This window comes from Pedobacter hartonius (assembly GCF_900107535.1).
Lineage (GTDB): Bacteria > Bacteroidota > Bacteroidia > Sphingobacteriales > Sphingobacteriaceae > Pedobacter > Pedobacter hartonius.
Genome location: NZ_FNRA01000001.1, coordinates 287,624 through 301,719, shown reverse-complemented (window position 1 = coordinate 301,719; position 14,096 = coordinate 287,624). Strand labels below are relative to the sequence as shown.

Below are 14,096 nucleotides of genomic sequence, written 5' to 3'. Positions count from 1 at the left end.
AAATAAAGCGTAATTTAATTGATATTTTTTAGAATTAAATTTGGTAAATAAGCGCTTGTTATTCTACCTTTGAGTTCAAGATCCAGAAAAATGGCAACAGAATTAGATAAGATAGATTTTAAAATACTCAGACTTTTACAGGAAAACGGCAGAATAACCAATCTACTTTTATCACAGGAAATTGGATTATCACCCGCACCTACCTTAGAACGCGTAAGGAAGTTGGAAATGTCCGGTTTCATTAAGAGCTATCATGCTTTAGTAGATGAAGAGAAACTGGGTTTAGGCATCAAGACTTTTATTCAGGTTCAGCTCGATTTTCATAAGAACAATACCATCCAGATATTTCTTGATGAGGTCAATCAGATTAAGGAAATTACGGAATGCCACCACGTGACCGGTCAGGCAGATTTCCTCTTAAAAGTATATGTAAGCGATATCAAAGCTTACGAAAGGCTGATCATGGATAAGATCAGCAAGATCAGCGTGGTAAAAACTTTTCAGACAATGATGATCATGTCCACTACCAAAAAAGAACCTATCGTTCCATTGGAATATTAATCCTCCGGAATGATCAGGCCCCTTAACATTAAGGGGCTTTTTTATGTGATGGTATCCGAATGTTATTCGCTGATCTGCCAGTTAATAGGTTTCTTTCCGCTTGCAATCAGCGCAGCGTTGGTCTTAGAAAAAGGCCTGCTCCCAAAAAAACCTGTATATGCCGAGAATGGGGAAGGGTGGGCAGATTTGATCACGGTATGTTTCTTTTCATCAATCAGTATGGATTTATTCTGGGCGAATTTCCCCCATAATAAAAATACCAGTCCCGTTTTCTGTTCTGACAGCCGGCTGATGGCCTGGTCTGTGAAGGCTTCCCAGCCTTTGCCCTGATGTGAACCTGCCTGGTGTGCACGTACCGTCAGGGTGGCATTGAGCAGTAATACTCCTTCCTCTGCCCATTGTGTGAGCTGACCATGGCCGGGTGTTTTAAAACCTTCGATATCTGTTTCCAGTTCCTTGTAAATGTTTTTCAGCGAAGGGGGCACCGTCACTCCTTTTTTTACAGAGAAAGAAAGGCCATGAGCCTGTCCCTCGCCATGATAGGGATCCTGCCCCAGGATGACTACCTCAACCTTGTCGAACGGCGTATAGTTGAAGGCATTGAAAATATCAGGGCCTTTTGGGAAAATGGTAAATCCCGCTTCTTTTTCCTGTACCAGAAAGGCTTTCAGGTCTTTCATGTACTGTTTTTTAAATTCAGGTTCCAAGACCTTTAACCATCCTGGTTCTAATGCTGCTGACATACTGTTATTTTTTTGTTAATATCTCAATCATATCGTTTTCAAGGGTGCCTGTGGGCGACTCAATGATACGGCCCAATTCTTTATCACCCTCCATAAAAATGAATGTAGGCACACTGACGATGTTTAAAAGATCTGTCAGGCCGTCTTCCGTCTTTTTCGTTTCATTTATACAGATCAGTTGAATGCTGTCTTCAGCAATGCCTGTGCTATCGGTAATTTTGAAAAAGCGGGGCACCTGTAACCTGCTGTCTGCGCACCAGGTGCCCAGTACGATAATGATCTGTACGTTTTCCAGGAGGGTTTTCAATTGCTCTGCTATTTCCAGACCGGGAATATAGGCAGTGTATTCCGTATCATATTTTTCCCTCATCTCCGGTATAGACAGGATACTGTCCCGGCTGCAATTATGTTGAATCATCAATATTCAGTATTTTAGATTTAAATTCAGGATGATCTAAGCATGCTCCTGAACCAATAACAAATATAGGAAGGAATGTTTTGATCGCAGTAAATTTATTGAGCAGACGTTGATTTCTTCAGGTTGCTGCCAGACTGTTTCTTCGTTCATTCCTGTAAGTTTTTGTGAGCTGGGTGTGAGTTGGGAGAGGTATAAACATGGGTTACAGCGCCAGACTTACATTTAATCCTCTCCCAACTCACACCCAGCTCACAAAAACACCTACACAGCATAAGTAACGCAGCTTTCAGGTATAAGTAAATGGAACACCGGCCGCATGACCGGTTGCTGGAAATCCCCCTGTCATGCCAATGATTAATTATTATTTTAAATCTGGTTTTTGGTATTTAAACACGATATTTGCAAAAAAATAATTAAAGATTTTATGCCAAACATAGTAAGACTTATTGCAGGTTTTGTGGTATTAGGAGGTGCGGTTGCACTGATGATTTTCGGTTTCTGGGGTTGGGGTGTTTTAGCGGTGTTGATTAGTCTGCTGATCATTGTTACCTTTTTCTATAATGAGAACATGCTTCTTGCGCAGTGGTTTTTACGTAAAGACGATATGGTAAAAGCTGAAGCTTATTTGAAAAGAATAACAAACTATGAAACACAGCTGATCAGGATTCAGCATGGTTACTATAATTTGCTCATCGGTTTGATAGAATCGAGAAAAGCACCGATGCAGTCGGAGAAATATTTCAAGAAAGCACTTTCCCTGGGGATGCAGATGGACCACAACATTGCGCTGGCCAAGCTGAGCTTAGCTGGTATTGCAATGGGAAAACGTAACAAAAGAGAAGCGCAGATGTATCTGACAGAAGCGAAGAAAGCAGATAAGAACAAATTACTTGCCGATCAGATCAAACAGATGAAAGATCAATTGGGAATGCTGGATAAGCAGCAACAGGTTAGATACCGCTAGTAAAAGGAAGAATAAAAAAAGCCACAGACGTGGCTTTTTTTATTTCTCGTTTAAACTGTCAAAATTTTCGTTCTCGTTCAGGCCGCCCCTGCTGATGATATCATCTTCCATATAGCCATTTCTTTTGCTAAAGAACAACTGCTCTGATTGAATCCTTTTGATCAGCTGACGGATCAGAGAAAGATCAAATGCATCTTTACTTAATTTTATGCAGTATTCGTTTTCGGTAATTTCCAGAATGGAGTTGTTCATAGCTTTCCAAATTATTTATGTCTGGTAAAAATAGAAAAGGCCTGCCGTAAATCATCACGGCAGGCCTTTAATTCTTTGTTATCTTTATGTTAAGAAAACCAGGCAGTTACATCTTCTTTGGATGGCATCGTCAAATCCAGTTTTAACTTTTTGCGCATACCGCCGAGGTCATTAAATACTTTGTTTGCATTGGCGCCGGCAAGGTCTTCTATCGTGTTAAATCCCATTTTCCTGATCACCTGTACCCATTCGGCAGGTATTCCGGCGTTCACAAAGTCTTCATCAGTGGTGATCTTTGCTTTTTTCTCCGGTCTCATCTGAGGGAAGAAAAGTACTTCCTGGATGGTAGACTGGTTGGTCATCAGCATCACCAGACGGTCAATACCTACACCCAGACCTGAAGTAGGAGGCATACCATATTCCAGTGCACGTACAAAATCATCATCCATTGCCATGGCTTCATCATCACCTCTGGCAGCCAGTTTCAGCTGGTCTTCGAAACGTTCCTTCTGGTCAATAGGGTCATTCAGTTCAGAATAGGCGTTGGCAATCTCCTTACCATTCACAAATAACTCAAAACGTTCAACCAGTCCTTCTTTGCTTCTGTGTTTTTTTGCCAGCGGGGTCATCTCCAGCGGATAGTCTGTGATGTATGTTGGCTGGATCAGGTTGGCTTCTACTTTCTCGCTGAACAACTCATCGATGAGCTTACCGCGGCCCATTGAAAGGTCGGTCTCTATATCCAGACTTTTGCAGGTGGCCGTCAGCTCGTCTTCCGTCATTTTCGAAACATCGATCCCTGTATATTTTTGTATGGACTCATACATGGTGAGTTTTTCATAAGGGCCGGCGAAATTGATTTCGTGCGCACCTACTTTCACTACCGCTGAACTGTGTATGGCCATGGCCACTTTCTCCAGGCATTCTTCCACCATTGCCATCATCCAGATATAATCTTTATAAGCAACATAGATCTCCATGGCTGTGTACTCCGGATTATGGGTACGGTCCATCCCTTCATTTCTGAACATCTTACCGAACTCATACACGCCGTCAAACCCGGCAACGATTAATCTTTTTAAATACAGTTCGTTTGCTATCCTCAAAAACAAAGGCATATCAAGTGTATTGTGGTGCGTTTCAAACGGACGTGCTGCTGCGCCACCATGGATCTGCTGCAGAATAGGCGTTTCTACTTCCATCCAGCCCTGCTGGTCGAAGTAATTCCGCATGGTGCTGATGACCTTTGAGCGATTGATAAAGATCTGTTTAAAGCCCGGATTCACGGTTAGGTCTACATAACGCTGTCTGTACCTCAGTTCAGGATCAGTAAATCCGTCATATATATTACCCTCGTCGTCACGTTTTACGATGGGCAGGGGCTTTAATGATTTTGATAACAGTTTGAATTCAGTAACGTGTACAGAGATCTCCCCGGTTTGCGTGCTGAACACAAAACCCTTTACACCAATAAAGTCACCAAGATCCAGTAGTTTCTTGAATACGGTATTGTACAGTGTCTTGTCTTCATCAGGGCAGAGCTCATCTCTTTTCAGGTAAATCTGAATGCGGCCTGTGGAGTCCTGTATCTCTGCAAAAGCAGCGCTGCCCATGATACGGCGGGTCATGATCCTGCCTGCAAAGCTTACCTGCTGCCAGGCATCCTTATTGGCCTCATTGTAGTTCGCTAAGATGTCTGCCGCAGTTGTGCTGATCTCGTAACCTTCAGCAGGATAAGGATCGATTCCCAGTTCACGTAACTGGACAAGCGCATTTCTGCGCAGTATTTCTTGTTCTGATAGTCCTGTACTCATATGTTTTAAATATTCGGCTCCCGCCGGATAACGTTATAAATGACAAACATCCGAATGGTGCGCATTCGAATGTTCAGCAAAAATAGTAAATTAGAAGGGTGTTTTTTTAGAAAATTCTAATCGGCTTCAGCAGATGCGCTATACATCTCGTTAATGCTTTCAGCATATTTCTTTTCTACCACCTTACGTTTGATTTTCATGGTTGGCGTGATCTCACCTTCGTCCATGCTGAAGGGCGTTCTTTTCACCTTGAAATTCTTGATGCGCTCAAACTTTGCCAGCTCTTTGGAGAAGGTCCTGATATCCTCATTGATCCAGGTGATGATCTCCGGATCGGTGATAAATGTTTCCTTGATTTCGAAAAAAGAATCCTCCAGCTTGAATTTTTCCTGCATGCTTTCCCTGTTGGGGATCACAATTGCGGTAAGGTATTCGCGTTTATCCCCAACAAGGAATATCTGCTCAATCCTGAGGCTTTTCAGATAGATATTCTCAACCGGGCTTGGATAAATATTTTTACCATAAGAGTTCACGATGATGTTCTTCAGTCGGTCTGTGATCTGCAGATACCCCCGATAAAACCTTCCGATATCACCGGTATGAAACCAGTTGTCCCTGTCAATGGCTTCCGCAGTTTCTGCCGGTTTGTTAAAATAACCCTGCATCACACAATGGCCACGCACAATGATCTCTCCTTCCGGGCACACGAAATTTTCATCAAAAGTATCATATGTCTGTATGTTGATAATCTCTTTGGTCTCAATATTTTGAATGGCTACCTCAATGCCCGGAATTACCCGGCCGACAGTGCCGTAAACCTGTCTGTTGGCTTCACTGAAGGTCATCACGGGCGACGTTTCTGTCAGGCCGAAGCCTTCGCATACCTTAATGCCGAGGTTACCGAAAAACTCTCCCACATTTTTCGGAAGGGCGGCCCCTCCCGAGATCAGGAATTTTATCCTTCCGCCGGTTCTTTCCTTGATCTTGCTGAACACCAGCTTCTCGGCTATCTTTTGTTTGGTGGCGAGCAGGAAACCCAGGCTTTTGCCTTCGTCTGCTCTCTGGCGGTATTTTTTTCCTGTTTCCATTGCCCAAAGAAAGATTTTGGCTTTTACACCACCATCGGCTGTTCCGCTTTTAAGGGCTTTATCATGGATGCGCTCCAGTAAGCGCGGTACGCAGTTCATTACGGTAGGCTTCACCTCCGTCATGTTTTTTGCCAGCATTTCCAGGCTTTGTGCAAAGGCCATTGTACATCCCGCTGTACAGCAGACATGATAGGTTGCCATACGTTCAAAAACATGTGATAAAGGCAGGAACGACAAGAATACGTCGTCTTTTTCAATTACTTTCATTTGTGTGAGGCACACTTTCACGTTCTCCACAGAATTATAATGAGAAAGCATTACGCCTTTTGGCGTTCCTGTTGTACCTGAAGTATAAACCAGAGAGGAGGTGTCTGACGGGCTGATTGCCCTGCGGATGCCGGTAATTTCTTCCTGGAACTGCGCGGTTTTGGCTTTACCTGTAAGCAGCAGGTCTTCAAAGCTGATGACCTCCACCATCAGGTCATCCGGAACAGGTATTCTGGAGTGATCAGGAAATGCAGGGATAATATATTCCAGCTGTTTGCAGTTGCCCGCAATTTTTAGAATCTTTTTAAAAAGGAAGGGATTGCCAACAAGAATGGCCCTCATTCCGGAATCGTTGATGATATATTCAACTTCATGTTCCGATAGGGTAGGGTAGATTGATACGTTGACGGCATTGATCTGTTGTATACCCTGGTCATAATAGATATAGTCCGGCCCGTTCTCGATCATCAGGCCCATCCGGTCACCTTTTGAAATGCCCTTTTCCAGGAAGAACGCAGAGACCGCATCTGCATGATCAAGCGTGGTCTTAAAAGAGATATTTTCCCAGTCAGCATTCCTTTTATGTACCAAAAAGGTAGTTTCGGGAGGGTGAATGGTTTCTACCACATTGCGCAGTAAGCTGGGAATGGTAGAAATTTTATCTGATGATGACATAATTGTTATATTTTGCGAATGCAATAATAAACTTTTTATGATAGGAACGCAATATTAGTGTTGTCAACCCGAAGAATATCCCCCGATACTGGCTACTGCGTTTATGAGAAAAGGGCGCCGGGGCGCCCTTTTAAAAAATTGTGAAGAATTTAAACAGAGAAACTTTCTCCGCATCCGCATGACCGGGTAGCGTTGGGGTTATTAAAGGCAAAGCCTTTTCCATTTATTCCATCTGTAAAATCAAGTTCCGTACCTGCCAGATATAAAAATGATTTCATATCGAGTGCAATACGTACCCCTTTATCTTCAAAAAACTGATCGTCTTTTTTTTCCTCGTTATCGAAATCCAGCGCATAACTTAATCCTGAACATCCTCCGCCTTTTACGGAAACACGTAAAAAATAATCGGTATCCATTTGAGATTCCTGCATTAAGTGATCAATTTTGCTTTTCGCCTTTTCTGTGATAGTGATCATATGCTTAAATATTAATGTTTAAATGACAGCTAAAATGATGCCATTGATTTGTTTGATTAGTGCTGAGATTGAGCAAGTACCGAACAACTAGTGCCCGGCCCATTCAATTTTACTGATGTCGATCCCTTCTTTAAACATTTCCCATAGCGGAGAAAGTTCTCTCAGGTGGTTTACGGCTTTGATGGTGCTGGCGATGGCATAATCCACTTCTTCTTCAGTAGTAAAACGGCCAAGGCCGAAACGGATAGAAGAATGCGCGAGATCATCAGATAAACCCATGCTCTTCAGTACATAGGAAGGCTCCAGGGATGCGGATGTACAGGCAGAACCTGACGATACGGCCAGGTCTTTCATGGCCATCATCAGGCCTTCGCCTTCAACATATTTAAAAGAGATATTGGCCATATGCGGCAAACGGTGCTGAGTATTGCCGTTTATGTAACTTTCTTCAAGTACAGTAAGTGCACTTTCCAGTTTATCCCTTAATGCCGAAAGGCGTTTTGCCTCTTCGCCCATCTCTAAACGGCATAACTCACAGGCTTTACCGAAGCCCACAATTCCGGGAACATTCAGTGTACCGGAACGCATACCACGTTCATGGCCGCCACCGTCCATCTGTGCCGTTACTTTTACCCTTGGATTTTTACGGCGGACATATAAAACGCCCACACCTTTTGGGCCATACATCTTATGCGCACTAAAAGCCATCAGGTCTATTCTGTCGGTATTCACGTCAACCGGAATTTTACCTACTGCCTGTGTGGCATCTGTCATGAACAGAGCGCCGTGTTTATGGGCTATCGCTGAAATTTCTTTAACAGGCTGAACCACACCGATTTCATTATTGCCATACATGATGGTAACGAGTATTGTTTGCTCGGTCATTGCCGCTTCCAGTTCGGCAAGGTCTATCAGGCCATCTTCTTTTACTTTCAGGTAGGTTACTTTGGCGCCTGATTTCTCTAAATGTTTGCAGGTATCCAGCACAGCTTTGTGTTCTGTTGTGGCAGTAATGATATGGTTACCCTTTTCCCGGTACATTTCAAACACCCCTTTAATACCCAGGTTGTCAGCTTCTGTGGCACCGGAAGTGAAAATGATCTCTTGATCAGTGCAGCCAATTAATTTAGCTACCTGTTCACGCGCATAATCAACCCCCTCTTCTGCAACCCATCCAAAAGCATGGCTGCGGCTTGCAGCGTTCCCGAATTTGCTGCTGAAGTAAGGCAGCATTGCTTCCAGTACCCTTGGATCAAGGGGGGTAGTCGCATTGTTATCCAGATAAATAGGAAGTTCCATCGTCAGTAATTTATCGTTCTAATATGCAAATGTACTAAAAAAGATGACCAACAATTCCAATTCATCCCTATGAACCCAATGGGAAAACATGCATTTTTACATTTTCTTAACCTTATGACCGGAGATGAATAAAATAGAACATATTGGCATTGCGGTGAAAGACCTGGATCTGTCCTGTGACCTGTATGAAAAGCTGCTGGGTGTTGCTGCTTACAAACGGGAACTGGTTGCTTCAGAAGGTGTTTCAACTGCGTTTTTCCTTACCGGGGAAAATAAGATAGAGCTTTTGGCCGCAACGGAGGAAGACAGTCCCATTGCTGCTTTTATTCAGAAAAAGGGGGAAGGCATCCACCATATTGCATTTGAGGTGAGCAATATCTATGAAGAAATGGAAAGATTAAAGAACAAGGGGTTCGTGCTTTTAAGCGGGGAACCCAGGGTTGGTGCCGACAATAAGCTGATCTGTTTTGTGCATCCTAAGGGAACAAACGGGGTGCTGGTAGAGTTATGTCAGGAAATTAAAGCAGAAGCAAATGGATGACCTGAGTGCATTAAGCAGAATGATTGGAAAGGACTTTGAACTGGAGGATAAGATGCCTGAGGAACTGATCAGGCAGAAAATGATCCATGCTTTCTCCTGGCTGCTGGACAATGACATCTCAAAAATGATGAATATATTGTACCGGGCGGATGTGGACGAGGAAAAGCTGAAATTCCTGCTGCTAAGCTGCTCTGAGTTGCCTTCTGCAGAAGTGATTGCAGATGAATACCTTAGCCGGCAGAAACAGAAAGTAGAAACCTGGAAAAAGTATAGTACATAATTTTTCATTAATTCTTGTATATAAAAAATAAAATTAGGATATTTGCAACCTTCAAAATAAGCGACAAATAAGTATAAATTCATATGAAAAAAGATCTTCACCCATCAAACTATAGATTCGTAGTATTTAAAGATATGTCTAACGAATACTCTTTCTTAACTAAATCTTGTGTAGATACTAAAGAAACTGTTACTTGGGAAGATGGTAATGAGTACCCTCTATATAAATTAGAGATCTCCCACACCTCTCACCCATTTTACACCGGTAAAATGAAACTGGTAGATACTGCTGGCCGTATTGATAAATTCAAAACACGTTACGCTAAGAAATAATCGTAACCATATAGGAAATTATTTTAAAGTCCCGGAGCGTAAGCACCGGGACTTTTTTTATTTTTGTCGATTATGCCATTAGCCGGCAGTTACGCGGCTGAAACGGGATAAGTTCATGATAACAGCATATGAAGATTAACTTATTTGACGATAGTTCCTGGTCTTCCCTTCGTCCGCTTACCTTTACAAGGCCGGTTGCTGACCTGCGCCTGGGAATCCTGACCATAGCAGATAAATGGGCAAGGTATGCAGGGCATGTTCCGGGATACCTCACTATAGATTACCTTTCGGCCAGGTATGCCCCGCATACTGATGCAGATACCTTTGTGAACGGTGCCGTATGTCCTGATGAAACTCTTTTTGCTGCAATCGCCGATCTCAGCACCGGGGAGGTGCTGCTAAAGGATACGCTTGTCCTTGCCTACAAGGTACATGCAGGGGAGGCATCCAGCCTTACCCGGTCTGCTGATCTCCGTCCTGTAATTTATAACAGCTCATTTACACATCTTATTCATCCTGAAGATATCTTCAGAAATAATGATCTACAGCTAAAGGCTGATTTTGCGCTGCTTACCAAAGGACGGTCTTCGGCCCCGCTGAGTTCCACCAATACCGTGCTGGGCGACCAGATCTTTCTTGAAGAAGGGGCAGCAGCAGAATGTTCTACGTTCAATACCCTGAATGGCCCGGTATATATCGGTCAGAATTCACAGGTATGGGAAGGATCACACATCAGGGGCTCTTTTGCATTATGTGAAAATTCACAGGTAAAAATGGGAAGTAAGATATACGGACAGACAACTATTGGTCCATACAGCAGGGTAGGGGGAGAAATTAATAATGCAGTGATCTGGGGATATTCTTCTAAAGGCCATGAAGGGTACCTGGGCAATTCTGTATTGGGGCAGTGGTGTAACATCGGGGCCGACAGTAATAATTCGAACCTTAAGAATAATTATGCGGATGTCAAACTGTGGGATTACGATCAGGGATCTTACCGGAACACAGGACTGCAGTTTAGTGGGCTGATCATGGCCGACCATGCAAAATGCGGGATCAATACCATGTTTAACACAGGTACAGTGGTTGGCGTAGGCGCAAATGTTTTCGGTGCCGGTTACCCGCCTAATTTTATTCCCGATTTTTCATGGGGGGCAACACCAGAAATTTTAGTTTATAATCTCAGTAAGATGTTTGAAACTACAGAAAAAGTATTTGGGCGGAGAAATATTGAATTTAATCAAATAGAAAAAGATATCTTGTCAAGTATTTTTGAATTAACGAAAATTTATAGGTAATCTTAATGCAGAGTTTTTTACTTTAGCACCTATTTAGTGTAATCCGATGGATTTAGTAATATTAAATCATATAAAAATACCGTTTAGTTAAATATACAACAGAAATAACAATAGATTAATTATGAGAAAGAAAATTGTAGCAGGAAATTGGAAAATGAATACGGACTACACAGAGGGTATTTCTTTATTTTCAGAAATCGTTAACATCGTGAGAGATGAGAAAAAAGGCGACCAGATTGCTGTTATATGTGCTCCGTTCATCCACCTGAACAGTTTGGCAAAACTTGGTGGAGAAACAGTTAAAATCGGTGCCCAGAACTGTCACCAGAGTGAAAGTGGCGCTTTTACCGGCGAGATTTCAGCGAAGATGATCAAATCTGCAGGCTGTGAATATGTAATTATCGGGCATTCAGAACGTCGTCAATATTTTGCTGAAAGTGACGTTTTACTTGCTGAAAAAACAAAAATCGCTTTGGCTAATGGTTTAACCCCTATCTTTTGTATCGGTGAAACTCTGGATGAAAGAAACAATGGTAACTTTTTTGAAATATTGAAGTCACAGTTAGTGAATGGCCTCTTCATTTTAGGCGCTGAAGATTTCGCAAAGGTGGTGATTGCTTATGAGCCGGTTTGGGCTATTGGAACAGGATTAACGGCTACTGCTGAACAGGCCCAGGAAGTGCATGCTTTTATACGTGCCGAAGTTGCAGGACACTATGATGCAGCAGCTGCAGAAGAAACTTCTATTTTGTATGGCGGAAGCTGTAACCCGAAAAATGCTGAGGAATTATTCGCACAAACAGATATTGATGGCGGACTGATTGGCGGGGCTTCTTTAAAATCACGTGATTTTGCGGACATCGTTAAAACATTTAATGCTTAATGCAATATATACAGGTCACATTTAGTTTTGTCAGCATCCACGAATATCAGAAAGATCTCCTGATCAATGAACTGGCCGAAATCGGATTCAATACATTTGAAGACACAGAAAATGGCTTTTCGGCCTTTATAGATCAGGAAAGTTACAGTCAGTACAACCTGACTGATGCAATGATTCAGTTTGAAGATGAATTTGAGTATGCATATACCGTTACTGAGATTGCAGCGGAGAACTGGAACGAGGAATGGGAGAAGAACTTTGAGCCGCTGATCATTGATGAGCGCTGTTATGTAAGGGCAACTTTTCATTCCCCTCAGCCTCAGTACCGCTACGAGATTGTGATAGACCCGAAGATGGCCTTTGGCACGGGGCATCATCAAACCACCACCATGATGATGCGGTATATCCTTAATGCTGATGTTACCGGCAAACTGATCCTGGATATGGGGGCCGGAACCGGAATTCTTGCCATCCTGGCCGCAAAGAAAGGTGCAAAGGAGCTGGTAGCGATAGATAATGATGAAGTATGTTATTTAAGCGCCCTGGAAAATGCGGCATTGAACGATATCCATACGATCACAGCATTGTGGGGCGGTAAGGATGTGATCCCTGAACGTGAGTTTGACATCATCCTGGCAAACATTAACCGCAATATTCTCCTTGATCAGATCCCTGTCTACGCCCGGGTACTAAAAAACGGGGGGGATATTTATTTCAGCGGATTTTATGAATCTCCGGATCTGGATATGATCACCGATGCCTGCAAAGCTTTAAATATAAATTATTGTGACCATCAGAAAATTGGTGACTGGGTAGCTGCACATTTTAAAAAACTGGAATGAGGATACATTTTATTGCTATTGGCGGAAGTGCAATGCATAATCTTGCGATAGCCCTTCATAAAAAAGGTTTTAAAGTAACCGGCTCTGATGATATGATCTTTGAACCATCGGCCGGAAGACTGGCCCGGTTCGGGATTCTGCCACAGGAAATGGGCTGGCATCCTGAGCTGATTACGGCAGACCTGGATGCTGTCATACTGGGAATGCATGCATTTATTGATAACCCCGAATTATTGCGTGCACAGGAGCTTGGATTAAAGATCTACTCTTATCCAGAGTATATCTATGAACAATCCAAAGATAAGCTCCGTGTAGTGATCGGAGGCAGCCATGGTAAAACAACCATCACCTCCATGATCCTGCATGTGCTTAACTTTCAGGGAAAAGATTTTGATTACCTGGTGGGTGCCCAGCTGGAAGGGTTTGATACGATGGTAAAGCTAACAGCGTCTGCGCCCGTGATCATTATTGAAGGGGACGAATATTTAGCTTCTCCGATAGACAGGCGACCGAAATTTCATCTTTATAAGGCAAATATTGCAGTAATTAGTGGGGTGGCCTGGGATCATGTTAATGTTTTTCCTACTTTTGGGGAATATATGCTTCAATTTGAAGCATTTATTGAGACGATTACGCCGGGTGGAAAATTAATCTATTGTGAGACTGATAAAGAATTACGTAATATTGTTGAAAATAATAACAGCGAAGTTACTAAAATAGGGTACGAAATTCCGGCACATAACGTTAAATTAGGGTTAACATATCTGCTACCGCAGAATTTGCCGCTGAAAGTTTTTGGCGACCATAATCTGATGAATTTAAGTGCTGCGAAATTGGTTTGTAAAGAGATTGGCATAGATGAAGATGACTTTAACGAGGCAATAGTTTCGTTTAAAGGGGCTGCAAAAAGACTGGAGCTGTTATTTGCTGAAAATAATACAAGCGTTTTCAAAGATTTTGCGCACTCGCCATCAAAGCTTAAAGCAACAGTTGAGGCAGTAAAGTCACAATTTGAGGAAAGAAAGTTAGTTGCATGTATAGAATTACACACATTTAGTAGTTTAAATAAAAAATTTTTACTACAATATGCGGATTCGATGATCCAGACAGATAATCCTATCGTATATATTGATGAAAAGACATTTCAACAAAAAAAAATTATTCCATTCACTGAAATAGATGTTCGAACAGCGTTTAACAACGATCGGCTTACTTTTTTTGATAATGCCAATACTCTTGAGCAATACTTGAGAGGCTTGAATTTTAAGAATACCAACTTGCTGCTGATGAGTTCAGGCAACTTCGGAGGGATGGATTTAATCAAATTGGCACGTGAGTTGAATATTTAAAATGAACAAAACAC

At 42.4% G+C, this 14,096-nt stretch carries 16 protein-coding genes; 9 read left to right on the top strand and 7 right to left on the bottom strand.

Annotation, left to right across the window (positions count from 1 at the left end):
* The first annotated feature begins 90 nt into the window (after nucleotides 1-90).
* Nucleotides 91-561, top strand: coding sequence for an Lrp/AsnC family transcriptional regulator (locus tag BLW16_RS01355; protein WP_090554417.1), 471 nt, complete (start codon nucleotides 91-93; stop codon nucleotides 559-561).
* Between the two features lie 62 nt (nucleotides 562-623).
* Here BLW16_RS01355 and ung read toward each other — a convergent pair whose 3' ends face one another.
* Both ung and BLW16_RS01345 read right to left on the bottom strand, forming a co-directional pair.
* A complete protein-coding gene (gene ung, locus BLW16_RS01350; RefSeq protein ID WP_090554416.1) occupies nucleotides 624-1,304 on the bottom strand; it encodes a uracil-DNA glycosylase in 681 nt (226 codons plus the stop codon).
* 4 nt (nucleotides 1,305-1,308) lie between these two features.
* On the bottom strand, nucleotides 1,309-1,722 hold the full coding sequence (locus tag BLW16_RS01345; RefSeq protein WP_090554414.1) for a thioredoxin domain-containing protein: 414 nt from the start codon (nucleotides 1,720-1,722) through the stop codon (nucleotides 1,309-1,311).
* A 424-nt stretch (nucleotides 1,723-2,146) separates the two neighbouring features.
* Here BLW16_RS01345 and BLW16_RS01340 point away from each other — a divergent pair, with 424 nt between their 5' ends.
* Entirely contained in the window at nucleotides 2,147-2,686 is a 540-nt protein-coding gene (locus tag BLW16_RS01340; protein WP_090554412.1) for a hypothetical protein, read from the top strand.
* A gap of 39 nt (nucleotides 2,687-2,725) precedes the next feature.
* Here BLW16_RS01340 and BLW16_RS01335 read toward each other — a convergent pair whose 3' ends face one another.
* The 5 genes from BLW16_RS01335 to BLW16_RS01315 all read right to left on the bottom strand — a co-directional run bounded on the left by BLW16_RS01335 (nucleotide 2,726) and on the right by BLW16_RS01315 (nucleotide 8,557).
* Nucleotides 2,726-2,938: a hypothetical protein gene (locus BLW16_RS01335; RefSeq protein WP_090554411.1), complete on the bottom strand. Its 213-nt coding sequence runs from the start codon at nucleotides 2,936-2,938 to the stop codon at nucleotides 2,726-2,728.
* Nucleotides 2,939-3,027: 89 nt separating this feature from the next.
* Nucleotides 3,028-4,752: a lysine--tRNA ligase gene (gene lysS / locus BLW16_RS01330; RefSeq protein WP_090554409.1), complete on the bottom strand. Its 1,725-nt coding sequence runs from the start codon at nucleotides 4,750-4,752 to the stop codon at nucleotides 3,028-3,030.
* A gap of 116 nt (nucleotides 4,753-4,868) precedes the next feature.
* Nucleotides 4,869-6,782 carry an AMP-dependent synthetase/ligase gene (locus tag BLW16_RS01325; protein ID WP_090554407.1) on the bottom strand — a complete coding sequence of 638 codons (1,914 nt, stop codon included), beginning with the start codon at nucleotides 6,780-6,782 and terminating at the stop codon, nucleotides 4,869-4,871.
* Between the two features lie 149 nt (nucleotides 6,783-6,931).
* On the bottom strand, nucleotides 6,932-7,258 hold the full coding sequence (locus BLW16_RS01320) for a HesB/IscA family protein (RefSeq protein WP_090554406.1): 327 nt from the start codon (nucleotides 7,256-7,258) through the stop codon (nucleotides 6,932-6,934).
* 87 nt (nucleotides 7,259-7,345) lie between these two features.
* Nucleotides 7,346-8,557, bottom strand: coding sequence for an IscS subfamily cysteine desulfurase (locus BLW16_RS01315; protein ID WP_090554404.1), 1,212 nt, complete (start codon nucleotides 8,555-8,557; stop codon nucleotides 7,346-7,348).
* Between the two features lie 124 nt (nucleotides 8,558-8,681).
* Here BLW16_RS01315 and mce point away from each other — a divergent pair, with 124 nt between their 5' ends.
* The 7 genes from mce to BLW16_RS01280 all read left to right on the top strand — a co-directional run bounded on the left by mce (nucleotide 8,682) and on the right by BLW16_RS01280 (nucleotide 14,082).
* Nucleotides 8,682-9,098 (top strand): methylmalonyl-CoA epimerase, encoded by a 417-nt coding sequence (gene mce, locus BLW16_RS01310; protein ID WP_090554403.1) that lies wholly within the window; start codon nucleotides 8,682-8,684, stop codon nucleotides 9,096-9,098.
* Nucleotides 9,091-9,378, top strand: coding sequence for a hypothetical protein (locus BLW16_RS01305; protein WP_090554401.1), 288 nt, complete (start codon nucleotides 9,091-9,093; stop codon nucleotides 9,376-9,378). The genes mce and BLW16_RS01305 overlap by 8 nt, the downstream gene beginning before the upstream one ends.
* 83 nt (nucleotides 9,379-9,461) lie before the next feature.
* A complete protein-coding gene (locus tag BLW16_RS01300; protein WP_090554400.1) occupies nucleotides 9,462-9,710 on the top strand; it encodes a type B 50S ribosomal protein L31 in 249 nt (82 codons plus the stop codon).
* A gap of 128 nt (nucleotides 9,711-9,838) precedes the next feature.
* Nucleotides 9,839-11,008 carry a putative sugar nucleotidyl transferase gene (locus tag BLW16_RS01295; protein ID WP_090554398.1) on the top strand — a complete coding sequence of 390 codons (1,170 nt, stop codon included), beginning with the start codon at nucleotides 9,839-9,841 and terminating at the stop codon, nucleotides 11,006-11,008.
* A gap of 121 nt (nucleotides 11,009-11,129) precedes the next feature.
* Nucleotides 11,130-11,891: a triose-phosphate isomerase gene (gene tpiA / locus BLW16_RS01290; protein ID WP_090554397.1), complete on the top strand. Its 762-nt coding sequence runs from the start codon at nucleotides 11,130-11,132 to the stop codon at nucleotides 11,889-11,891.
* Entirely contained in the window at nucleotides 11,891-12,733 is an 843-nt protein-coding gene (prmA, locus tag BLW16_RS01285; protein ID WP_090554396.1) for a 50S ribosomal protein L11 methyltransferase, read from the top strand. The genes tpiA and prmA overlap by 1 nt, the downstream gene beginning before the upstream one ends.
* Complete coding sequence (locus tag BLW16_RS01280) at nucleotides 12,730-14,082, top strand: UDP-N-acetylmuramate--L-alanine ligase (protein WP_090554395.1); 1,353 nt, start codon at nucleotides 12,730-12,732, stop codon at nucleotides 14,080-14,082. Before prmA ends, BLW16_RS01280 begins: the two co-directional genes overlap by 4 nt.
* Nucleotides 14,083-14,096 lie beyond the last annotated feature (14 nt).